Here is a 24,462-nt window from a genome sequence, read left to right on the forward strand (position 1 = left end):
TAATAAAAAAACAGTATGAAAATTAAATTTTTACTAGTGCTCAGCAGTATCTTCTTTTTTTAACTGCCTGTTCTAAAGATGACAATGAAACTGTTGAAACTTTAGAAAATCCAGTTGCAAACGCACCAAAAGATGTGAATGACAATGGTTTTAAAGCTAAATGGAATTATGTTTCGAATTCTAAAAGCTACCTTTTGGATGTTTCTACAACCGAAAATTTTACAGCATTTGTACCCAATTACAATGCAAAAGAAGTGACTGATTTAAATGAAGTTGTGGTTGGTTTAACAGGAGGCACGCAATATTATTACAGAGTAAGAGCCAAATCAGAAACAGAGATTTCAGATTATTCAAATGTTATTAGTGTTGTAACTACTGGTTCAGACGGTATTCCTGAAGATCCTACTTTTTTAAAAGTAAAAGTCAATAAGGCGGCAAATCCATTTTTTGTTGGTATGGCAATAAAGGCTTCGCAATTAACCAGCGGAAGCCCTTATGATATTATTTTGAAAAATGAATTTAGCAGTATTTCTGCCGAATATGAAATGAAAATGGATCAAATTTCTACTGCAAGCGGTGTTTATAACTGGACGGTGGCTGATCAAATTGTTGCTTACGGAAATTCAAATGGCATCAATGTTCACGGTCATGCTTTAGTATGGCATAATTCAGTACCAAAATGGTTAACCGATTTTTCAGGTACTGATGCTGAATTTGCTGCGGAAGTAAAAAAATACATTACGGATGTTGTTACGCATTATGCCGGAAAAGTAAAATCATGGGATGTGGTTAATGAATCTGTAGATGACAATGGAGGAAATATGAGAAATACTATTTTTCTTAGACGAATGGGTCCTAATTATGTAAAAGATTGTTTTCAATGGGCAAGAAATGCAGCAACTGCGGCAGGTGACACCAACTTATTATTGTTTTATAATGATTATGCAACGTCTGCCAATATCCCAAAACAAGATAAAGTTTTTAGCATTATAGATGATCTAAAAACAAGTAACCTTATTGATGGTGTTGGTTTTCAAATGCATAATACTTATTTAAGCCCAACGAAAACTCAAATCGAAACAGATATTAACAGAGCTGTCTCAAAAGGTCTGAAAATTCACGTTTCAGAATTAGACATTCAGGTCAATCCATTTAATGACATCTCTACTTTTACAAATGAAAGAAGGTTAGCCCAAAAAGCAAAATACAAGGAAATGGTAAAAATCTATAATGCAATTCCGGCAGCAAATAAATACGCTTTAACGATTTGGGGAATGAAGGATAATGAATCCTGGATTCCGTATAGTACAGATCTGAACCATGTTGGAAATGACTGGCCTTTATTGTATGACTCCAATTTTGCTATCAAAAGTTCGCATACCGGATTTCTGGAAGGTTTAGATTAAATTTTAAAGCATAATACTTTACTATACTATTAATTAACCACAAAAACTTATGAAAAAATTAAATTTGTTATCATTAGCATTATCCTGTGTTTTAGGATTTGCATCCTGCTCAGATAGTACAAATCCTGTATTGGCAGAAGAGCAATTGTCAAGCGTAAATACCGCTGCAAGTACAGGTAAAATAGCCGCTGCACCCTGGGTGAAACAATTTGAAGACACATTCAATGTAGGCTCTAATTTGTCGCAATGGACAAAAGAACAACGAGCGGATTATAATTCCTGGTATTGTGACTATAATAGTTCGGTACCTACCACACAATGGAGGGATGGAAGACAATGTTTAGAAATCAAAACAACCAAATTAAGTGCTTACAAATACCAATCTGGTTTCATTTCTTCTCATTACCAATACAAACCAGAAAACAATACAGAGTATATGCTTTCTGCTAATATTAAATTAATAGCGATGGATGGCGGAACCTACAAATCTTTCTCAGATACTTACGGTGCATGGCCGGCCTTTTGGTCTGTACAGCAAAACGCATGGCCAACCAAAGGAGAAATTGATATTCTGGAAGGTTACTCTTTTGCACCAAATGCGAGCCGTTATACTTCAAATATTTTTTATGGAACTTCTTCCGGAAACAATTTATTAGGAAACGCTGCCGAAAGAAACTATCCCGGTAGTTTTAATCTAAACGGAAATAACGGATGGCACTTATATGAATCCTTCTGGAAGATGCAAAACAATGTCGTAACAGTAACCATAAAGGTTGACAATATAACTGTTGCAACGTATACAAACAGTAGTGTAGCCAATCTAAATTTTAATAATTTTGGAACACATTCGATTATTTTCAATATGAATGTGGGATCTAAAGACTCTAATTTTATAGACCCTAATAAGATTAACTTATTTTCATCTGTAATGATGTGGGTAGATGATGTTACGGTTTACAAAAGACCAATCTAAAATTATATCGCAATCAGTAACACAAAAGCTTCAGATTTCTCTGAAGCTTTTTTTATGTTCATCTTTTTTTATAATATTCATTCATAATATACCACGCCTTCTTTTTTTCTCCTTTTTCAGATAACAATCCTTTTCTATTGTATCCTTTTTGATAGACCTGATTCATTCTTCCCAATGATTTATAGTCAAATAATAGCCATGGCGAGATGCCGCATAAGTTTGGAATTGTCTTAAACATTTCAATTTGATCGATATAAACCTGTTTCTGATATTCTTCTGTCCAGCCGGAAGCTTCATCTGTAGGTCCTGCATTACTTCCATAAAGGGCTTCTGCGCCAAACTCTGAAATAAATACTGGTTTATCGGGATAACCGAAATTCCATTTTACATCTGATGGTTTACCTTGCCAGGGATTATACCAACCGATGTATTCATTAATACAAATGAGATCAGAATATTCATAGAGCGGATCTGACACATTGAATGCGTTATTGGTGTAAGATTGTGTATTGGTAACATGGCTGATTAATCGGGTTGAATCAATGGCCCTGCATTTTTGAGTTAGTTCAATAAGTGCATTATTTCGGTTTGGTGTACCCGGATAGGTTTCGTTTGAAAGACTCCAGATCACAACCCCACAGCGATTTTTGTCCCGATGAATCATTTCTTTTAACATCGTTTCCATTTTTTTTGGAACAAGACTGTCCGAAAATTGAATATGCTGGTATATGGGAAGTTCGCTCCACACCATTAGTCCCAATTTTTCAGCCTCTTTAATCATGTTTTCATTGTGCGGATAATGCGCCAGACGAACAAGATTACAGCCTAATTCTTTTGCGGAATTCAATAAGAGTAAGGCATCCTCTTTTGAATATGCTCTGGTTCCTTTATTTGGATTTTCTTCGTGGATATTAACGCTCTTCAGGAAAATTGACTTTTTATTCAGCAATACTTTATTTCCTTGCACCTCAATACATCTGAATCCTATTGTATCAACAATGGTATCTGTTTCAGCTTCAATGATTACTTTGTAGAGCTTAGGATTTTCAGGGGACCAAAGCTTTAGATTTGAATCAAACTCTATATTGGCGTGCCCTTTACTATCTGATTGGATTTTGTAAGTTTTGTTGAGTTCAGGAATTTTTAGTTTAATCTTTTGTTTTACGTTGCTTCCATTTAGCTGAACCCATCCCAATACCTTATTCAGGCTTCCTTTTTTTAACTGTACAGCATAATCTTCTATAAATGTTTTACTGGTTTCAATCAAATTAACATCGCGGGTAATACCTCCATAATTGAACCAGTCGTATCCTACACCGGGCAAACCATTCTGCAAACGCACATTATCTGCTTTAACGATTAGTGAATTTTGTCCTTCTTTTACTTTGCCCGTAATTTCGAACTGAAAAGGAGTAAATCCGCCTTCGTGGCTTCCTATTTTTTCACCGTTAAGATATACGTCCGCCAAATAATTTACCGATCCGAAGTGCAGAAACAGCCTTTTTGCATTATTAGATTTATAATCGAATACTTTTTTGTACCAAACAATACCTTCAAAATAAGTCAGTTCGCATAATTGTGAGTTAAAGTCGCCTGGTACTTTTAGCATTGGTCCACCATCAAAGGAATACTCCACAAAGTCGGTTTTGCTTTTTGTTTTTTTTCCAGCCAGACCTGCTTCCACTCTCCTATTCTTGTAGGATCAAGAATAACCTGCCACTGGCCATTTAAACTTGACAAGTGTCGCGACTCAACATTGACCATTGCTGTTTGGGCCTGTAAATAATTGCCCAGAAACAGCATAATCAGAACCAATAATCTAGTTTTTTTAAACACTATTTTCTGCGCTTTTTTATTCATAATTTAATTGCTTTAAATGCTTATTACAGGTATAGTTATAGTAAATATATAAAATCTATTGACTAATGAACACGGTATGGAATAGATTTGGTGGTCGGAAATATTTACTGGAGTTTTGTGGTGTAAATCCGCAAGCTAATTTAATTTTTGAGGTACCCAATAAATTTGTACCAAAATAAAACAGCCCAATTCTTTCGAATTGGGCTGTTTTAAAATTACATGGATATTATTAAAAATTCGCTTCTTCTGTTTAAGAGATGTTCTTCCTCACTACATTTTACACCATCTTTACATCTGTTAAGCAATTTGCTTTCGCCATATCCTTTTCCTTTTAATCGATTAGCGGAAATGCCTTTTTTTACAAGCCAGGACATTATGGATTTTGCTCTTTTATCAGATAAAACCATATTTGATTTTACAGATGATCTGCTGTCTGTATGCGAACGAATATCTATTTTCATTTTTGGATATTCCTGCATTACGGCAAATATTTTCTCTAATTCAATTGCTGCTTTATCTGTAATATTCCATTTTCCTAAATCGAAATATATCATTGAAATGTTTAGCGTTTTGGCCAAATCTGTTCCAATTGCAATTGGTTTTGGTTCTTTAATTTCTATTTTTTCTTTTTCTAAAGTAAAATCTAGCTTATTATCAACAGCATATGAAATCGTAACCTGATTTTCTTTTACTGGATAACCTTCTCCAATTACACGAACAGTATATGCTTTGTTACAGTTAACTTTGAATGAATAGCTGCCGTCTTTACCTGTAAGCACTTCTTCTAAAACCTGAAGCTTTTCATCAAGCAAAACTACTTTTACATTTTCTAAAACAGTATTAGAATTACCATCAGAAATAGTTCCTTTTAAAGTTCTTTCGCAAACTAATTTTCTTGTCTCTGTAAATTTATAAATATCATCATAGCCTATTCCTCCTTTTTTATTAGAAGAAAAATATCCATTACGCGTATTGCTGTCAATGATAAAAGCAAAATCATCAAACTTAGTATTTACCGGTTCACCGATATTCTGCACTTTGTCAAAAGTTCCGTTATCCAGTATTTTCGAGACAAATATGTCCAGTCCGCCAAGTCCGGGACGTCCATCGGTTGCAAAGTACAATTCGTTATCTCCTGAAATAAAAGGAAAAGTTTCTCTTCCTTCTGTATTAATATTTGGCCCCAAATTTTCGGGTTTTCCAAATGTTCCATCGTTATTAATTGTTACGCTGTATAAATCAGACTGACCTAAACTTCCCGGCATATCCGATGCGAAAAATAATTGCTTTTCATCTAAACTTAACGCCGGATGAGCTGTACTATAAGCATCGCTGTTAAAAGGTAATTCTGTAATATTATCCCATTTACCATTTAAGAAACTAGCCTTATACAGTTTTAATAAGGTAATATTCTTGTCGTCTTTTCCTCGTTTTCCATCCAAAAAATTATTTCTTGTAAAATACATCGTCTTGCCATCTTTTGTAAAAACAGGAGTCGATTCATTAAATTTCGAATTAACATTTGTATTAAGCAAAACCGGAGTGCCAAGATTACCGTCTGGCTGAATGGCTGCAGTATATAAATTTGTAAAAGCTCTGTTTGTCCATAAAAAAGTCTTTCCTTCTTTCTTTCTAATTTTACGTGCCGAACTAAATATCAGGTTATTGTTTAAAACAGCAGTTCCAAAATCTGATTGTTCTGTATTAATATTGGTATTTACAATTTCAAATCGGCCAGAGTTTAATTTGATCTGCTCTAAATAATTTCTGTTATTTTCAAATAAAATCCCTCTGGTATCTGTATTTACTTTTTTATTGAATTCGTCGAGCATTTTATCCGCTTTAGCGTAATCTCCCACTGCTTTAAGAGACTGTGCATATCTGTACAAATATTCGGGTTCCTGCTTGGGATTCAGAAAGAAAAGTTCATCATAAGAAATAACTGCTTTTGTTAATTCGGCATTAAAGTAATAAGCATTACCTAATCTCTGAAACATTTTTTCGTCTTTATATCCTTTAGCGGCAAGCTTTTCGTAAATCGAAATTGCATCTGCATAGGCATAATTATCATATTGCTTTTCTGCTTTTTGCAAAAGTGCCTTTTGAGCCATTCCGCTAAAAAAGCAAAAAGACATGAGTACGGTATAAATTATATTTTTTATTTTCATGGTTAGAAAAATCTTGGTGATGTTATTCGGCTATACTTATTCAAAAACTCAAAACGCAGGAATATTTCATGCGATCCTGAATTGTAGTTCACTAACTTAGTTGTTTCGCGATCGTAGGCATAACCCAGATATAAACTGTCTGTGATCTGAAATCCGGCCAGTGCACTTACTGCAGCACTCCATCTGTACGAAACACCAACAACAAACTTGTCATTAAACATAAAATTTGCCGAAGCATCAACCTGAAACGGTGAACCTTCTATCATCTTGGCCAAAACTGCGGGTTTGAACTTTATTTGCTCATAATGATCCAGATTAAATACATATCCGGCAATCAAATAGTAGTTTATCTGTTCTTTATAAATCGCAGTTTCATTATCATCGTAACGATTTGTTTCGATAAAATTGGGTACAGATAAACCAACATATCCTTTGTCTGAATGCAAGTATACACCAGCACCAACATTAGGTGAAAATTTATTTTTAAAATCCTGAAATTGCGGATCTCCCTGATTTTCGGGGTTTAACTTTGTGGGATCCAGTTTGAATAAATTTGCTGATCCTTTTATACCAAAAGAAAGTTTGGCAGTAGCCGATGTTGGGATAGAATACGAAAAATCTGCTGATATGTTGTTTTCATTTGTAGGACCAATTTTGTCATTTACTAATGAAACTCCAAGTCCTACGTTATTACCTACAGGTGTATTTACAGAAAAACTGCTTGTTTCGGGTGCACCATCTAACCCAACCCACTGTGTACGATAAAGTCCTAAAACACTTATGACTCCTCTTGAACCCGCGTAAGCCGGATTTATACTAATGGTATTATACATATATTGTGTAAACTGCGCATCTTGCTGAGCAAAACTTGCAACCGAACAAAACAATAAAACTAAAACTAATTTTCTCATTTATTTTATTTTTAAAATAATGGCTTAGCTTTCACTAAGCCATTTAATTTGTATAGTATGTTACTTGGTAAGGTATAAATACCCAGCCTCTTGCTGTAGGTTAGATTGCTTATCTTTATATCTAATGATGTAATAATAAGTACCTTCAGGTAATCCGTTTGAGTCTTTAATAGTAGCGCGTCCTTCTGAAACGCCTCTAAAAGCAATTTCTGCATTGTTATAATGCTCTCTTTCGAATACTAAAACTCCCCAACGGTTGAAGATCTGTACGCTATTGTCAGGATAACATTCTAAGCCCTGAATGTAGAATCTTTCGTTTTGATTATCTCCATTTGCAGAAACAGCATTAAAGATTTTAATCACACAACCACCTAATTCTAAAATAGTTGGTTTATCTCCTTCAGTATCACTAGAATCTGATTTATCCGAAACAATTATTCCGCTTTTCGTCGTACCTGATGCTGTTGCCTGATTGCTTATGCTTCCGGAATCGACATCTGCCTGAGTTAAAGTATAGGATCCTGTTATCGAAGAATTATCAGTTTCTCCAACTGCCAGATTAATAGGGCCTCCGTTCATAACAATTCCAGGTAAAGGATCTGAAACCATTATTTTTTCAAGAGCAACATTTCCTTTATTTGTTATCGCGAAATTATAGGTTAAAGTTTCTCCGGCTTCGGCAAATCCATTTCCATTATCATCATTCAATACAACTGTTTTTACTATTGCAATTGCAGGAATTTCAACAAAAATCTTAACCGTGGCAGTAGTACAATTTGATCCATTGGCTACTTCGCATATTTGATACGTTAGTGTATGCTCTCCTCCTTTTGTACCTGGTGCTATATTGATTGTACCATCATTATTAAGGGTAATTCCTGTTGGCCAGTCAATACCTTTTACTATAACATCTGAAGGTTTAACAGGAACACCGTTTAAGGTATCATTATCTAAAACATTGATTACTTCTAATGAACCATTAAGTCCGTCAGCAAGAGTTACATCATCTTCATTACCTGCATGAATTCCGAATGTTGGCATCGCGTTACACCCAGCTACTGCTGCAGGATAATTAACTACAACAGATTGTGTAGGGTTTAATGTAAACTGCATGGTAACAGCAGGTCTTGTTAATTCAAACCCATCATTTCCTTGTGCCCATTGTCCGTTTACTAATACCCATCCCGGCCAGTCTGTTGGTTTATTATTAGTATCAACGACTGCTCCCGGCCATAAAACAGTACCACTTAATGGCATATTATTTTGGGTTGCCACAATGTTGTTAGCGCTGTCTATCCAATTAATAGTTAGTAAGCCTGTTGGAGTAAAATTATCTGCAACAACATTATAAGAAACATACGGTGTATTATTATCGCAATAACTATTTGCCGTTATTGTCATAGTAGGCGCTACAACCGAAACTGTAACGGTAGCAGGACTACAGTTTGAAGGATTCGCTTTTTCGCAAATTTCGTATGTTAAAGTATAGTTTCCAGCCGGAGCATTTGGAATCAGTTCTACAGTTCCATCAGGTTTTAATGTAATTGTTCCTGTTGGATCAGGAGTCAATTCATGTAAATCAACTTCTGAAGGTATTAGAGGATTATTATTTAAAGTATCATTATCAAATACATTTACAATTGTAACTGTTTTATCAATTCCTACCACAGGATTTACCAGATCATTTACAGCATTCAAAATTGTTTTTTCAACCACAATTGTTATTACTGCCGGCGTTGCATCAATAGAGCCGTTATTATCTGTTGCTGTAAAAGTAAAAGTTTCATTCCCTGAAAATGCTCCGCTAGGATCATATGTAAGCATACTAACTTCTAAAGGTGTCAATACCTGATTTACCGTTACAGGTGTTCCTGATAATGCTAAAGTTCCATTAGCTGGTAATGACAGGATTGTATAACTTACAACAGTTCCATCGGTATCTGTTGCTGTTAAAGGATTTATAGCTGTTGCTCCTGCTGTTGACGGAATACCAGCATTAGTATCGTCGTTTGCAACTGGTGCATTATTTCCAACAGGAATTGTAATTGTTCCCGCTGATAAATCTATCGCACCAAGGTCATCTGTTACCGTAAAAGTAAAGGTATCGTTGCCTGTAAATGTTCCGCTTGGTTCATAAGTAAGCATGCTTGCTTCTAAAGGCGTCAAAATCTGATTTACGGTAACCGGAACCCCTGCTAATGCTAAAATTCCATGAGATGGTAATGTTAAAACTGTATAGTTTGATATAGTTCCGTCAATATCTGTTGCGCTTAATACGTTTAAGGCTGTAGCTCCTGCCGTTGATGAAATTGGGGTATTTATATCATCAGCTGCAGTCGGACTATCATTTACAGCATTTACTGTTACAAGCTGGTTTGCCGTAGCAGTTCCGCCATTTCCATCACTGATCAGGTAAGGAATACTAATGGCTGTTGCTGAATTGAAGTTTGCCGATGGTGTGAAAGTAATCACACCTGCAGCTGAGATATTTACTGTTCCGTTAGTTACAGGGATTGTTTGGGCGCCACCTGTCAATATTGTTCCGCCAATTGATGTGATACTCAAAGTATCTCCTTCAAGATCCGTATCCAACGCTAATGGGTTTAAGGTTACCGTCGCATCTTCTGCAACAGTATAAACATCATCTACCGCTACCGGATTATCATTTACTGCTGTAACTGTAATTAATTGATTTGCTGTAGCTGTTCCGCCATGACCATCATTAATTACGTAAGGAATACTAATAGCCGTAGCTGAATTAAAGTTTGCCGATGGTGTGAAAGTAATCACGCCAGTAGCCGAGATATTTACTGTTCCATTAGTTACAGGAATTGTTTGTACTCCACCTGTAAGTGTTGTTCCATTAATTGAAGTAATACTCAATGTATCGCCATCAAGATCCGTATCCAACGCTAATGGATTTAAAGTTACTGTCGCATCTTCTGCAACAGTATAAATATCATCTACCGCTACCGGATTATCATTTACTGCCGTAACTGTAATTAATTGATTTGCCGTAGCTGTTCCGCCATTTCCATCACTGATCAGGTAAGGAATACTAATGGCTGTTGCTGAATTGAAGTTTGCCGATGGTGTGAAAGTAATCACACCTGCAGCTGAGATATTTACTGTTCCGTTAGTTACAGGGATTGTTTGTGCGCCACCTGTCAATATTGTTCCATTAATTGAAGTAATACTCAAAGTATCGCCTTCAAGATCCGTATCCAACGCTAATGGATTTAAAGTTACTGTCGCATCTTCTGCAACAGTATAAATATCATCTACCGCTACCGGATTATCATTTACTGCCGTAACTGTAATCAATTGATTTGCCGCGTCAGTTCCGCCATGACCATCGCTGATTACATAAGGAATACTGATAGCTGTAGCCGAATTGAAGTTTGCCGATGGTGTAAAAGTAATCACGCCTGCAACTGAGATATTTACTGTTCCGTTAGTTACAGGAATTGTTTGGGCGCCACCTGTAAGTGTTGTTCCTCCAATTGAAGTGATACTCAACGTATCGCCATCAAGATCAGAATCCAATGCTAATGGATTTAAAGTTACCGTAGCATCTTCTGCAACAGTATAAATATCATCTACCGCTACCGGATTATCATTTACTGCCGTTACTGTAATTAATTGATTTGCCGTGTCAGTTCCGCCATGACCATCGCCGATTACATAAGGAATACTGATAGCTGTTGCTGAATTGAAGTTTGCCGATGGTGTGAAAGTAATCACGCCAGTAGCCGAGATATTTACTGTTCCGTTAGTAACGGTAATTGTTTGTGCTCCACCTGTAAGTGTTGTTCCTCCAATTGAAGTAATACTTAATGTATCTCCATCAAGATCCGAATCCAACGCTAATGGATTTAAAGTTACCGTCGCATCTTCTGCAACAGTATAAACATCATCTACCGCTACTGGATTATCATTTACTGCCGTTACTGTAATTAATTGATTTGCCGCGTCAGTTCCGCCATGACCATCATTGATTACGTAAGGAATACTGATAGCCGTTGCCGAATTATAGTTTGCCGATGGTGAGAAAGTAATCACGCCTGTAGCTGAAATATTTACTGTTCCGTTAGTTACAGGGATAGTTTGTGCTCCACCTGTAAGTGTTGTTCCATTAATTGAAGTGATATTCAATGTATCGCCATCAAGATCAGAATCCAATGCCAATGGGTTTAAGGTTACTGTAGCATCTTCTGCAACAGTATAAACATCATCTACCGCTACCGGAATATCATTTACTGCCGTAACTGTAATTAATTGATTTGCCGTGGCTGTTCCGCCATGACCATCATTGATTACGTAAGGAATACTAATAGCCGTAGCTGAATTAAAATTTGCCGATGGTGTGAAAGTAATCACACCTGTAGCTGAGATATTTACTGTTCCGTTAGTTACAGGGATAGTTTGTGCTCCACCTGTAAGTGTTGTTCCACCAATTGAAGTAATACTTAACGTATCGCCATCAAGATCAGAATCCAACGCTAATGGGTTTAAGGTTACCGTAGCATCTTCTGCAACAGTATAAACATCATCAACCGCTACAGGATTATCATTTACTGCTGCCACAACAAAAGTAATATCTGCATTATCACACAATCCGAAAGGATCACATAAAGTATAAGTTAATATTGCTGTTCCGTTATAATTATCTGCAGGATTAAAAGTTACAATTCCTGTAGATGGGTTTAATGTCCAAACACCTTTAGCATCAGAATACGTTGTTTGAATACCTGACAAAGCAGGATCTAAATCTACTGTAAATTGCCCAACTCCATTTACCGGAGCAATCGGGTTACCATCTGGATCAGTATCATTAGAAAGTACATTCACCGTACCATTAGCTCCATCTTCATTTAAAGGAGAAGCACTAAGATCATCATCAATCGCCACTGGTGCATGATTTACTGTTGGTGTAGCAGATTCTGAATTATTTCCAGGTGTCGGGTCATTCTGTTCTCCTGTAATACTGGCTGTATTGGCATAAGAACCCGTAGCATTTACTTTTGCAATAATCGTAAGTGTTGCATTTGCTCCATTGGCAAGATTTCCAATAGTCCAGTCTGGTGCTAACCATGTTCCTGTTGAAGGTGTTGCACTTACAAAGGTATAACCTGCAGGAAGTGTATCGGTTACTTTAACTCCCGTAGCATTGCTTGGTCCTGAGTTAGAAGCTGTGATAGTAAATGTAACGTTGTCCCCAACATTATGTGTACCAGTGCTTGCCGTTTTGGTCACCAAAAGATTAGTATCAACTACAGGTGTTACAGTTGCTGTATTATTTGCAGAATTAGTATCAGGATCATTTCCGGAAATAATAGCCGTATTCGTATAAGGCCCTGAAGCATTAACTGTAGCTACAATTGATAAGGTGGCACTTTCTCCATTAATAAGGCTGCCAACAGTCCAATTTGGTGCTGACCATGTTCCTACTGATGGTGTTGCACTTACAAAAGTATAACCAGCAGGAAGAACGTCATTTACGTTAACTCCTGTAGCCTTATAAGGTCCTTTATTAGTTGTCGTAATTGTGAATACACAATTATTACCAACACTTGCATTAATATTATCAACTGTTTTTGAAACCTCTAAATCTATAGGACAAAGAGCCGCTTCAAAATTTTTAGTAGTAACTGAAGTACCTCCACACTCGGTGGTTACGGAGTATTGAACCACTACGGTACCGGCTGATGTAAAACTCAAAGTATTTCCTGTAAGGCTTCCCGGACCGCTTACTATGCTTAATGTACCTCCGGCGGGAGTTGGATTTAGCAAAACAGGATCGCCAACACAGTATTTTGAACCAGGCCCTCCTCCTGTTGAGATAGGCTGGATAACAGGATTTGACTCTGCACCGCAAATTTGTACAGCTGCAGTAGCAAAATTATAAGATTTTTCGTCACTGGTACCATTAGAACCATTACCCATACTTCCTCTTATTCTATGACCAACATAACCAAAATTAGTCTGACAGCTTTTAACTATCATTGATGTATGCCCTCCTGTTTCAACAGCAAGAATTTTATCTGCAAGAGTTAGTCCGGCTGGAATTGACGGATTACTTGGATCTGAAGCAGTACCAAGCAAAAAGTTATTACTTTGTCCAAAAGCATATAAATTTTTATTGCTGTTAATCACGTTAACACTGCCATATAAATTATCATGCTCCTGTACGCTGAACCATTTAATATCATCCATATTCTCCATAAGTGGGCCCGTAACAGATGTATATCGGGGCTGAACCCATCCTAATCTATCAGTAGTTGTCCAGTCTCCCAATTGTCTGTTTGTATTTTCACCTACAGCATACATGTTACCGTCGGTCGCTAAAATATAATAGGATCTTTCGGTACCGCTTCCAGATGAACCAATCATTTTTGGTGTTCCACCAGGCAGTGCCATTTGTATAGCTCTTGTCTGACTCGGAATTATAGCTGTATTATCTCCTAATAATACATTTACTCCCCACACATAGACTGAACCATCTGATTTTAAAGCCATAAGTCCGTCATAATTTCCTCTACAGACTACTACATCACTTAAAAATGGATTACCTGTCCCATCAGTTGTAACTTTATACCAGGTGGTTGCATTTCCTGCTCCCCCATTACCGCGAACACTTGCGGTTTGTGAAATTACCCAAACATCTCCACTACAGGTCGTAATGGCTAATGTCTTGTAGGTTGCAAACAGCATTTTAACATCTCCGGGAGTTACTCCTGTTGGTAAACCATTTGCATTTCCACCAATAGTAATTTTTTGAAAAGCAGTACCTGAAGTAATTGACCCGTCAAGAACAATTCCTTCTTTTGACCATGCATATAAACCATCTGTAGCTAAAACAATACCCTGAACATTATTCGCAGAAATACTTCCTAATCCGACCTTTAAAGGCGTTGCAGTTGTTAAAGCAGGAAAATTTGCTACATTTATTGTTAATGGCGAAAGTACATCTGCAAGTCCGTCATTTCCAATATCTTCTCCCCATACCTGAAAAGAACCATCTGAAGTTCTTACTACTGTTGTATGAAAACTAGAAACAAAATTATCATACTCTATAGTGGCTGCATTGTTATTTGAATCGCTTCCAAAATTCGATAAATCAGTATTTGAGCATCCAACAATGGGCGTCGAGCACTGCGCATTGGAAACCTGATTGAATATAAAAAACAAAAAAAACAAGAAGATTGTTTTTTTGAAATTCAATATTTTATTTAGTGTAAAGTAGTTTTTTATCATAAGTTATCTTATTATTTTATTTTCTCAGAAAGATTGTAAGTCTGCACTTGGTTATTGAAATCATAGAAGTCAAACATCAGATAAGCTTCTTTGTCTGCTTTTCCTGAAATTTTATATTTCAATAATTGAATTTTGTTATTTAAGACAATCTCAGTATTCACAGGTTTAGCTGCCAAAGCAACCCCAATACCGTTAACTGACAGTCCCGGCGCCGGTAATTTTGTGATCGAATTATCTTTTGATATAACTTTTGCAGGAACAGTAATTATTAAATCTGAATAGTTTCTCCCTTTTTGCAATTTCTCAGAAAACTGAATTTTAGAAAAATCGAAAACCAATTTAACGGGCTGCACTTTCACAAGTACTTTTTCGGGCATTGCCGGATGACTGCATTCATCTGGATTATGCTTTCTGTTTTCCGTAAAATTTATTTCATAATCTCCGGCCTGCTGGAATACATAATCGTTAATTTCATTACCCTGTAAAGAAACATTAATGTTGTTTTGAGAATTTGTAATCTTCCAAGATACATCTGAATCAAAATGTCCAAAATTCATTTTTTCATCAAATGAAATCACTGCATAAAATTGTTTGATTTCACCATTGATTTGGTTTTGAGCCTGAGATTGATGTATAAATAAGATTAAAAATAAAGAACAGACTAACTGTTTTCTAAGGTTGGAACAGATGTATTTCCAATAAATATTTCTGATCATAAGTGAAAATTTAGTTTAAAATAGCTTTATAGAATATGGCTGCGAAACTAAATTATTTGACCACCGAAAATTACCTTAAACCTTTACCAATTACGTAAAAAGAAAAACATCCGCTCTTCTAAAAAGACATAAATATCTAAAAAACAGATATTTACAAAAAGAGTATTATTTACACTTTTCATAGCTAATTCTTAATATCTGTATATAAGTTGCTCGTACAACTGTTATATTATGGATAAACCTCAAGAAAGAATCGTCCTAAAACGCGAGACAAGATGTATAAATATATTTGTACGCCATCCTGATACAATAATATCTAAATTGAGATCAGGCAGGTACAAAGAGAAAATGATATTTTAAATCCAACATTTTTTTAATTTTGCAATAAGATGACGAAGTTTAAAATGATGATATAAAATGTTAATCCTGTTAGGTCTTCAAAAGCATGTCAACTACTATTTTCTAACTTAACAATATAATATTGTTAGAATGCAGATAAAATAGTATCATAATGAAAATAATTGCTTATCTTAAAATTTAAAATATCCACCTAGAAATCTATTATACTTTAATTTCCATACTTATTTATATGCACCTAAAATCTTTTCTCCTACTGCTATTAATTGTTGTTTCTTCCTATACAGGTTTTTCTCAATCAAAATACGATAGTATTTTTTCTGAAACAGCACAAGTCCTTCTAAGTTCAAATCCAAAAAAAGCACTAAAAAATACCGATTATCTCTATAAAATCTCAAGTAATAATGCAGAAAGAATTAAAGCCTGCATGCTTAGAGCAACACTTTTACGTCAATACGGTTTACGTAATGAAGCTATTTTATCCTTAAAACGCGCAGACAGTATAGTCACAATTGATAAAAATTACAATCTGCAGGCAAGAATAAATGGCTTTTTGTCAACGCTTTACCGTGAGAATGAAATTTATAGCCTTGGGAAAATTCATTTACAAAAAGCATTGGCTGTAAGTAAAAAAATAGAGGATAAAAATGAGATGTATAAATTTCAGGGAAATTTATCTCAGGAAATAGCCTACTATGAAATGTACGATAAGAAATACGCTAAGGCAATTGAACATCTTAAAAATGGGAATCAGTTATTTGAAAAGGCCAGTTCCAGTATTGATGAAAATTTTCAGTTTGCAGTGAATGACGAACTTATCGCAAAAAATTATCTTTCATTGCAAAAGATTGATTCTGCTATGATATTCTTTCAAAAAGCAATGACAGAACTTAATGCATCGCAATCTTCTAACAGTCCGCTAAAAGGTTTTTTATATAATGGTCTTGCAAATGTTTATTACTCCAAGGCTGATTATAAAAATGCAATTTCAAATTATCAGAAAGCAGAACAAATTGCTAATGAATCAAATTTCTTCGCTTTAAAACAGGAAGTATACAGCTCTCTTTTGGAATTTTATAAAAAGACCGATAATAAAAAATACATTCTTTATAATGAAAAAAATCTGGAGCTAAATAAAAATGAAGAGCATAGCCGAAAAATTATTGCAGATGATTTAATCAAATCGCTCCGCAAAAAGCAAGTCGAAAACAAATCAGAATATCAAAAGACTACTTTAATAATTATAGGTATTTCCATTTTTATCATTATCCTCATCGTTTGCTTTAATTATTACAGAAGACAGCAGGACTATAAAAAATTCAAAAGCTTTATCAATAAAAGCCAGGAAATTCCAGAGGTTCAGGTTGATGCAAAACCAAAGAAGGAAATTGCCAGGGAATATATGTCAGAGGCTACTGAAAATACTATTTTGGAAAGTATAAAAGAATTTGAAAAGTCACATTTTTATTTGAATAAAGATTTATCGCTAAATTCTGTAGCGGCAGACCTTAATATCAATCATAGGTATTTGTCGTATGTTATAAACAAACATAAATCAAAAGATTTTGCCGGTTACATCAATGAGTTAAGAATTAATTATATAGTTGATCGTTTGAAAAATGACAGCAACTATTTAAAATATAAGATCAGTTATCTTGCAGATCAATCAGGGTTTTCATCACATAGCAGATTTACAATAACCTTTAAAAAAATCACAGGAGTTTCACCTTTAGACTTTATTACCTATTTGCAAAAGGAAAATTCTAAAAAATAAGCATTGTTTAATTCTGAAGATAATTTTTCTGTAGAAGTTAAAAAACAAAAAGCCTTTAAATATTGTATTTAAAGGCTTTTTTAAAATTTAAAACTCTATTATATTTTAAATCCTCCAGAAACTTCTATTCGTTGTGCGTTAATCCATTTGGAATCATCAGAACAAAGGAATGCTACCACACTTCCAATATCATCGGGCAAACCAACTCTTCCCAAAGCTGTTTCTGAAGCTAAGTACGTATTCAAATCTGAAACATCACGAACAGCACCACCTCCAAAATCTGTTTCAATGGCACCCGGAGCTACAGAATTGACTCTTATTTTTCTGCTTCCCAATTCTAAAGCCTGATATCTTGATAATGAATCGACTGCCGCTTTCATTGCGCCATAAGCGGAATATCCGGCAAAAGAAAATCTTGCCAAACCTGAAGACGTGTTCACGACACTGCTTCCGTCATTTAATAATGGAAGCAATTTTTGTGTTAAGAAAAAAGGCCCTTTAAAATGGATATTTGTCATTGCATCCAAAGTTTCTTCTGTTGTGACTTCAAAATTTTCATTGATTCCGATACCTGCGTTGTTTACCAATGCATCCAATTTTGCAGAAGAAAATTGAGTTTCTAAAACATCTTTTACTTCAATTACAAATTGGTCAAAACCTGCCGTTGTTGAAATATCCAAAGACAAAGCAAACGCTTTTTTTCCTAGAGCTTCAATTTCTTTTACCACTTGGTCTGCAAATTCTTTTTTGGTTTGATAAGTAAGGATGATATCAAATCCTTTTCTGGCCAATTTTAAAGCCGAATCTTTTCCAAGTCCACGGCTTGCTCCTGTAACTAATGCTATTTTATTTTGATTATTTGACATTCTTATTGTTTTTATATTTGTTAGTATTTTAAAAATTAATCATTACAGAGTCCAGCCCGTATAATTTCAATTATACCAGCCAAAAACTATTTCTTTATAACTTATGAGATATGTTGTTAATTTAGTCTGCTTCCCCTAAATTCATTCGGTGTGCTACCGACTTCTTTTTTAAACAGACGTGAAAAATAGGTTGTATTTTCAAAACCAAGTAAGTGCGAAATTTCAGAAATATTCAATTCCCCTTCGGTCAATAAGTTTTTTGCCTCACCGATCAAAAAAAGATGAATCAATTCTAATGCCGTCTTTCCTGTTTCTTGTTTGAGCAAATCGGTTAAATAGCGCGAAGATATATTTAGCTTCTCTGCCATAAGGGATACCGTTGGCAATCCAATGTTTTTTGTTTTTCTTTCTTCAAAATTAGCGGCCAACAGTGCATTAAACTTTGTGACTGTAGAACCGGTTAGTTCTTTACGGTTAATAAACTGTCTTTTATAAAAACGCTGTGCATATTTAAGCATAGAATCCAGATGACTTACAATAATAGCTTTGCTTAGTTCGTCAGTATTATTATGGTATTCTTTTTCAATGCTGAAATACAAATTCCAGATGATATCTTCTTCTGCAGGTGAAAGATGCAGTGCCTCATTGACCTCATAATCAAAATAACCATATTTCCTGATTTCGTTGTAAAGCATTGTTCCCGGTAAAAAATCTTCATGAATAATAATCAGGAATCCCTTTTCCTCTAGTTCTACATTTTTAAAAACCACTTTCTGCTGAGGCTTTACAAACGACATTGAACCAAGGTCATGGTCATATTTTGTTTTTCCATACAACATACTGCCGGATTTCAATTTTTTAAATCCTATGATATAAAATTCTGAAGAAAATTCGAGAATATTACTACCGTTGCATGTACCACGTTCACCGTAAGCCACACTAAAAAGCGGATTTTCCGGAGGTTTTACACCAAGAGCTTCATGCAGATCGCTAATTTTTTTGAAATGTCTCATTGTTCTCAATTTAAAAAAGAATCGGGTTATTTAGATTCGGGTAGGTGTGTTTTACCAATAATAAGCAGTTTTTCACAATAGTAACCTTGGCAGATTTTCTGAATCCAGAAAACTAAACTTTACAACCAATAGATTTGATGGAAATTCTGTTGTAAGTTGGGTTAATGTTTCAGCGTTGTGGACAGCTGCAACTACATTATCCCGACATTGTAAAAATGCTTCTGTCCAATCCTCCCGAATCCGCGGGATGCACCTGTTATAAAAATTGTTTTTGCCATTATTTTATCTTTAATATTATAATGACAAAGTTCTGCTAATCAGCAATAGCTATTGTGATACAAAAGTAGGCAATAATGAAACGTTTTTACGAAATTCTATCCCTGTCGAACTCGGCACTTGTAACAGATATCAACATAATTTCCTTGCTATTTCTTCTGGATTGTTCTTATATTGAGTTACAAAAAAATCAAAATAGATCTTTCCTGATCAAAAAGGGAAGATCTATTTATAATCGGTTTTTTAAACAGACTTAGGATTTTTTTGAAACAATCCTCTATTATATTCTACTATATCCTGATGAGATGGATATGATGGCAGCGAAGAAAGATCAGCAATAGCTTTATCTCTTAACAAAGGTGCTTCTTCTTTTACAGCATTAGAAAGTGCCTGTTTTAATTCTTCTGCAGTAAGTTCCGTGCAGTAAGCGGGTGTTCCTGGCTGATGTCTCCAGGATCCGGAAAGATTTCCAGAGTCAACGGCATCAAAACCGGTATCATTAATTAATTCTGTAATTGTTTTTTTTGCCTCTGTACTATCACCTGCAACAGCCATCGCTATTCTGTCTTGAGCATTAGATTCTTTTCCTCCGTTTGCTAATGTTTCTGCCAATAAATTGTTGAAAGCTTTTATTACTGGTCTTCCCAGTTGCTCAGACACCCAGACACTTTCTACTTTTCCTTTTTTGATTTCTTCAATATCGGCATCACGAAAAGGATAGTAATTTGATGTATCAACCACAATTACATTTTCGGGAACGTTTGCTAATAAATCTTCGGACAAAGTTAGGATTGCTACTGTCGGCACTGATAAAATGATGATATCTACGTCTTTTACAACATCTTTAATCGTTGCTGCTACAACACCTAATTCTCCTGCAAGAGCGTTTAATTTATCAGCATCTCCTGAATTAGTAACTTTCACATTATGCCCCGCTGCTGCCATTTTTTTGCGATTGTACCGCCTATTGCGCCGGTACCTATTATTCCTATTTTCATTTTACGTAAATTTTAGTTGTTATAATTTGCAATTCATAATTTGCAAATTTTGAAGAGATTATGTTGCAAAATTAAATTAAAATTACTTTCCTTTGTATAGTACTTTCCCAAAGGAAAGCGAAATAAGCAATTGTATTATGTCAAAACAGAAACCTTATTGTGAATGCCTAAATACCGTCAAGCCAGTGCGTGACACATTGGAAGTAATAAATGGAAAGTGGAAATTATCCATCATTATTTCTGTAGGTGTAGGTAACAGCCGATTTACAGAAATTCAAGAAAGCATTCCAGGTTTAAGTCCAAAAGTGCTTTCTAAAGAACTTAAGGAACTTGAGCAACACCAACTGATTAAAAGAGTTATAACAAACGATTATCCTGTCAAAATATCTTATTGTCTTGAACCTTATGCGGATACCTTAACACCAATTATCTATGCTATGAAAGATTGGGGATTAAACCACAAAAAGAAAATTTTTCAGGAAGTTAATCCTGTAAAAGTTTAAATATGCAGATAATATCTTTTACGTTATCATTCTTCATTTACTACTTCTAATAAGCTAAATTAATATTAGCGAACAGTTTTGGGTAATTTCAGGCAGCGTTATATTTCTAAATAGAAAATCCAAAAGAACCTAATATTGTAATTTTGAAACATTCTTTTATATTTACGTAACAAAATGATGAAAACTTATAACTAGTTTCGTCAGAAATCTAAACCACCAATACTGATGTACGACAACCTAATGCTTTTGAAAAACATTGTGGATAATACCCCTTTGCCAATAGCTGTTTACACAGGAAATGAACTTAAAATAGAATTGGCTAATCCTGCCATGATTAAGGCATGGGGAAAAGGGACTGAGGTAATTGGTAAAAAATATCTTGAGGTCGTTCCAGAAATCGAAAAACAGGAGATTTTTGACCAGGCATTAAGGGTGTTTCAAACCGGAATTCCGTTTCATGCCAAAAACAAAAAAGTAGAGTTGGTAATCGACGACGTATTAAAAACATTTTATTTCAACTATAGTTTTATTCCTCTTTTTGATAATGAGAAAAAAATCTATGGCATAATGAATACAGGGGCAGATGTATCTGATCTTTATGAAGCACATAAACAAATTCAAAGTTCAGATGAGCGGCTCAGAATGGCTATTGAATCTTCTGGAATGGGAACTTACGAAATAGACCTTTCCACAAAAAAAATCAATACTAATGGAAATTTCAATACAATATGGTCCATTGACAAGGAAATTCCGAATGAGCAACTCATAGCAAAACTGCATCCAGAAGATCAGCCTCTTCGCGAAAAAGCACACCAGGAGGCACATGTCACCGGAAAAATAAATTACGAAGCAAGAATTATAAATCAGGATCAGACCGTTAAGTGGATAAAGGTTAACGGTAAATTAATTAATGATCAGAACGGTGTTCCAATTACTATTATTGGAATTGTTCAGGATATTGACCAGCAAAGACAATTTGAGCAGGAGTTAAAAAAACAAGTGGATGAAAGCACTCAGGAACTTAGAAGATCAAATGAAGATCTTATGCATTTTGCTAATATTGTAAGTCATGACCTTAAAGAACCTGTTCGAAAAATCAAAACCTTTATCAGTCTTTTAAGGAATAACTCCAGTGCCTATTTTAATGATATATCCAACAAGTATCTTACTAAGGTAGATCAGTCTGCTCAAAGAATGCAGACAATAATAGAAGGAATACTCGCGTATTCTACTCTGGATAAAAAAACTCAGCCTATAGAAAACATAAATCTTGATGAAGTAATTGAAAACATAAAAGTTGATCTTGAGCTCATCATAAAAGAAAAAGGCGCCATACTAATCAAAAGCGAGCTTCCTGAGATAGAAGGGGCTACAATTTTAATTCAGCAGCTGTTCTATAATTTGATACACAATGCCTTAAAATTTTCAAAAGCAGACCAACCGCCCAGAGTTACCATATCATCTCTTATTATAAACAAAGACCAAAGGGAGTTTATTCAAATAAACATTAAAGACAATGGAATTGGACTTGATTCAAGTCATTACGAAAGAATATTTAATGCTTTTGAAAGACTGCATTCTAAAGATGAATATGAAGGAAACGGTCTTGGGTTGTCACTTTGCAAAAAAATTGTACTAAGACATGGCGGCACCATTACTGCTACAGGCGAAAAAGATAATGGGGCTGAATTTATAGTAACCCTGCCTTTAAAACAAACAACAAATACTATCTAGTATTTTTCAATTATATCAAACAAGATATTATTGATATTCTTCATTAGTTTTAACAGCAGTTATTTTAGTAGCTATTATTTCACCTCAACAATCATTTCTACCTCTATTGCCATATTCTGTGGCAGTGTAAATACACCTACTGAAGTACGGGCATGTTTTCCCTGCTCACCAAAAATCTCAATTAATAAATCCGAAAAACCATTCATAACTTTAGATTGTTCCGTAAAAGAATCAGCAGTATGTACATAACCATTTACTTTGATTATCCTTTTTATTTTGTCCAGACTTCCAAAAGTCTGCTTAAGTATCGCCAGCTGATTTATAGCCGTTAACCTGGCGGCCTGATACCCTTCGTTGGTAGTTAAGTCCTGTCCTACTTTGCCGGTAATATATTTACCATCTGCTTTAAGCGGTCCTCTTCCCGAAAGGAAAACAAGATTTCCAACTCTTACCATATCCTGATAACTTCCTAACGATTCTGGTATTTGTGACAACTCAATTCCCAACTGCTTTATTTTTTGCTCCGGAGTTTGTGCAAACAAATTAAAACTCAATAGTACTAATACAAAGGCTGCTATATTTTTCATTGTTTCTTTTTATTTATTTTAAAAAAGAAAGCCATCTTTAAAAGACAGCTTTCCTGATTTGTTTTTATTTATTTTATGAATTTGATCAATTCGGCATTGAATTTTGGAAGCTCTTCAATAAACAAGGCATGACCGCTTTTTTCGAATGGAACCAAAGTTGAATTGGCAATTGATTTATGCATTTGCTCGGCCAATTCATAAGAACATATTTTGTCTTGTGTTCCGTGAAGGATAAGAGTTGGTATTTTGATTTTTTTCAAATCTTCTCTTAAATCAGTATCACGAAGCGCTTTCATAGATTCTGCCATTGCATATGGAGAAGCCTGTGCCTGAATAGTTCCAAGCCATGCACCTTGTCCTGCAGATACGCTTGTTTCATTGGCCGGGAAAATTTTTCCGAAATTCTCAAACAATTGTGGTCTGTTAGTATTATTAAGGGCAATAAGACCGTTTACATCTTCTTTTGTCCAAAAACCATAATTAAAGTCGGCTCTTTTAGTCCATAACGGAGCCGCTGCACCAAACAAAGCCAGTTTTGAAACATGGGCTGCATTGTATTTGGCTACATAATGAATTACTGTTGCGCCTCCCATAGAAAATCCGCCGATGGTTGCTCCTTCAATTTTAAGTTTATCCAGAATCACTTTAATATCATCTGCATAAACATCATAGTTATATGCCCCACCCGGTTTGTCTGATAATCCAAAACCTCTTAAGGTAATTCCGATAACGCGGTATCCTTTCTGGATAAGTTCTGCATATTGGTACTCGTACATGGCATCACTCAATGGCCATCCGTGAATTAGTACTACTGGTTTTCCTTCTCCTAAATCAGTAACATGCAATTTTACATTTTTTTCTACTTCAATATACTCTTCTCTTCCAAGGCTTGCCGGTTTTCTTTGGCTTTGAGAGAATGCAGTTGTTACTGCTAATAAAAAAATGGCGAAGCTTGTTGTTACGATTGTTTTTAAATTGGTTTTCATTTCTTTTGTGTTTTAATTGTTATTTTAAAATTTTGATTTTTTATTCTGTCATTTCTTATTGACAGGACAAAATTGCG

General features: G+C 35.1%; 16 protein-coding genes. 5 read left to right on the plus strand and 11 right to left on the minus strand.

Going from position 1 to position 24,462, the window contains the following annotated elements:
* Nucleotides 1-134: 134 nt before the first annotated feature.
* Nucleotides 135-1,406 (plus strand): endo-1,4-beta-xylanase, encoded by a 1,272-nt coding sequence (locus ACZZZT_RS21900; protein ID WP_463461924.1) that lies wholly within the window; start codon nucleotides 135-137, stop codon nucleotides 1,404-1,406.
* Between the two features lie 49 nt (nucleotides 1,407-1,455).
* Nucleotides 1,456-2,379, plus strand: a complete 924-nt coding sequence (locus tag ACZZZT_RS21905) for a glycoside hydrolase family 16 protein (protein ID WP_463461925.1) — start codon at nucleotides 1,456-1,458, stop codon at nucleotides 2,377-2,379.
* Nucleotides 2,380-2,437: 58 nt separating this feature from the next.
* Here the strand turns inward: ACZZZT_RS21905 and ACZZZT_RS21910 are convergent, their stop codons facing one another.
* The 6 genes from ACZZZT_RS21910 to ACZZZT_RS21935 all read right to left on the minus strand — a co-directional run bounded on the left by ACZZZT_RS21910 (nucleotide 2,438) and on the right by ACZZZT_RS21935 (nucleotide 15,291).
* Nucleotides 2,438-4,015, minus strand: a complete 1,578-nt coding sequence (locus tag ACZZZT_RS21910; protein ID WP_463461926.1) for a glycoside hydrolase family 2 protein — start codon at nucleotides 4,013-4,015, stop codon at nucleotides 2,438-2,440.
* Nucleotides 3,982-4,239: a hypothetical protein gene (locus ACZZZT_RS21915; RefSeq protein ID WP_463461927.1), complete on the minus strand. Its 258-nt coding sequence runs from the start codon at nucleotides 4,237-4,239 to the stop codon at nucleotides 3,982-3,984. The genes ACZZZT_RS21910 and ACZZZT_RS21915 overlap by 34 nt, the downstream gene beginning before the upstream one ends.
* Nucleotides 4,240-4,454: 215 nt before the next feature.
* Nucleotides 4,455-6,407 (minus strand): OmpA family protein, encoded by a 1,953-nt coding sequence (locus ACZZZT_RS21920; protein WP_463461928.1) that lies wholly within the window; start codon nucleotides 6,405-6,407, stop codon nucleotides 4,455-4,457.
* Between the two features lie 2 nt (nucleotides 6,408-6,409).
* A complete protein-coding gene (locus ACZZZT_RS21925) occupies nucleotides 6,410-7,318 on the minus strand; it encodes a PorP/SprF family type IX secretion system membrane protein (RefSeq protein ID WP_042566655.1) in 909 nt (302 codons plus the stop codon).
* A gap of 60 nt (nucleotides 7,319-7,378) precedes the next feature.
* Nucleotides 7,379-14,575, minus strand: coding sequence for an Ig-like domain-containing protein (locus ACZZZT_RS21930; RefSeq protein WP_463461929.1), 7,197 nt, complete (start codon nucleotides 14,573-14,575; stop codon nucleotides 7,379-7,381).
* Nucleotides 14,576-14,586: 11 nt separating this feature from the next.
* A complete protein-coding gene (locus ACZZZT_RS21935) occupies nucleotides 14,587-15,291 on the minus strand; it encodes a hypothetical protein (RefSeq protein ID WP_463461930.1) in 705 nt (234 codons plus the stop codon).
* Nucleotides 15,292-15,880: 589 nt separating this feature from the next.
* Between ACZZZT_RS21935 and ACZZZT_RS21940 the strand changes: the two genes are divergently transcribed.
* A complete protein-coding gene (locus ACZZZT_RS21940; RefSeq protein ID WP_463461931.1) occupies nucleotides 15,881-17,422 on the plus strand; it encodes a helix-turn-helix domain-containing protein in 1,542 nt (513 codons plus the stop codon).
* A gap of 98 nt (nucleotides 17,423-17,520) precedes the next feature.
* On the opposite strand, the gene ACZZZT_RS21945 is transcribed toward ACZZZT_RS21940, so the two are convergent.
* The 3 genes from ACZZZT_RS21945 to ACZZZT_RS21955 all read right to left on the minus strand — a co-directional run bounded on the left by ACZZZT_RS21945 (nucleotide 17,521) and on the right by ACZZZT_RS21955 (nucleotide 20,522).
* Complete coding sequence (locus tag ACZZZT_RS21945; protein WP_463461932.1) at nucleotides 17,521-18,288, minus strand: SDR family NAD(P)-dependent oxidoreductase; 768 nt, start codon at nucleotides 18,286-18,288, stop codon at nucleotides 17,521-17,523.
* 116 nt (nucleotides 18,289-18,404) lie between these two features.
* Nucleotides 18,405-19,301 carry a helix-turn-helix domain-containing protein gene (locus ACZZZT_RS21950; protein ID WP_463461933.1) on the minus strand — a complete coding sequence of 299 codons (897 nt, stop codon included), beginning with the start codon at nucleotides 19,299-19,301 and terminating at the stop codon, nucleotides 18,405-18,407.
* 519 nt (nucleotides 19,302-19,820) lie between these two features.
* Nucleotides 19,821-20,522 carry an NADPH-dependent F420 reductase gene (locus tag ACZZZT_RS21955; protein ID WP_463461934.1) on the minus strand — a complete coding sequence of 234 codons (702 nt, stop codon included), beginning with the start codon at nucleotides 20,520-20,522 and terminating at the stop codon, nucleotides 19,821-19,823.
* A 145-nt stretch (nucleotides 20,523-20,667) separates the two neighbouring features.
* On the opposite strand from ACZZZT_RS21955, the gene ACZZZT_RS21960 reads away from it, so the two are divergent.
* Nucleotides 20,668-21,078 carry a winged helix-turn-helix transcriptional regulator gene (locus ACZZZT_RS21960; protein WP_463461935.1) on the plus strand — a complete coding sequence of 137 codons (411 nt, stop codon included), beginning with the start codon at nucleotides 20,668-20,670 and terminating at the stop codon, nucleotides 21,076-21,078.
* Nucleotides 21,079-21,303: 225 nt separating this feature from the next.
* Complete coding sequence (locus ACZZZT_RS21965) at nucleotides 21,304-22,812, plus strand: PAS domain-containing sensor histidine kinase (protein ID WP_463461936.1); 1,509 nt, start codon at nucleotides 21,304-21,306, stop codon at nucleotides 22,810-22,812.
* A gap of 74 nt (nucleotides 22,813-22,886) precedes the next feature.
* Here the strand turns inward: ACZZZT_RS21965 and ACZZZT_RS21970 are convergent, their stop codons facing one another.
* The gene (locus ACZZZT_RS21970) at nucleotides 22,887-23,399 is read right to left on the minus strand and encodes a RidA family protein (RefSeq protein WP_463461937.1); all 513 of its coding nucleotides are present in this window, start codon (nucleotides 23,397-23,399) and stop codon (nucleotides 22,887-22,889) included.
* 68 nt (nucleotides 23,400-23,467) lie between these two features.
* Nucleotides 23,468-24,385: an alpha/beta fold hydrolase gene (locus tag ACZZZT_RS21975; protein ID WP_121320388.1), complete on the minus strand. Its 918-nt coding sequence runs from the start codon at nucleotides 24,383-24,385 to the stop codon at nucleotides 23,468-23,470.
* Nucleotides 24,386-24,462 lie beyond the last annotated feature (77 nt).

The organism is Flavobacterium sp. AC274 (genome assembly GCF_979258275.1).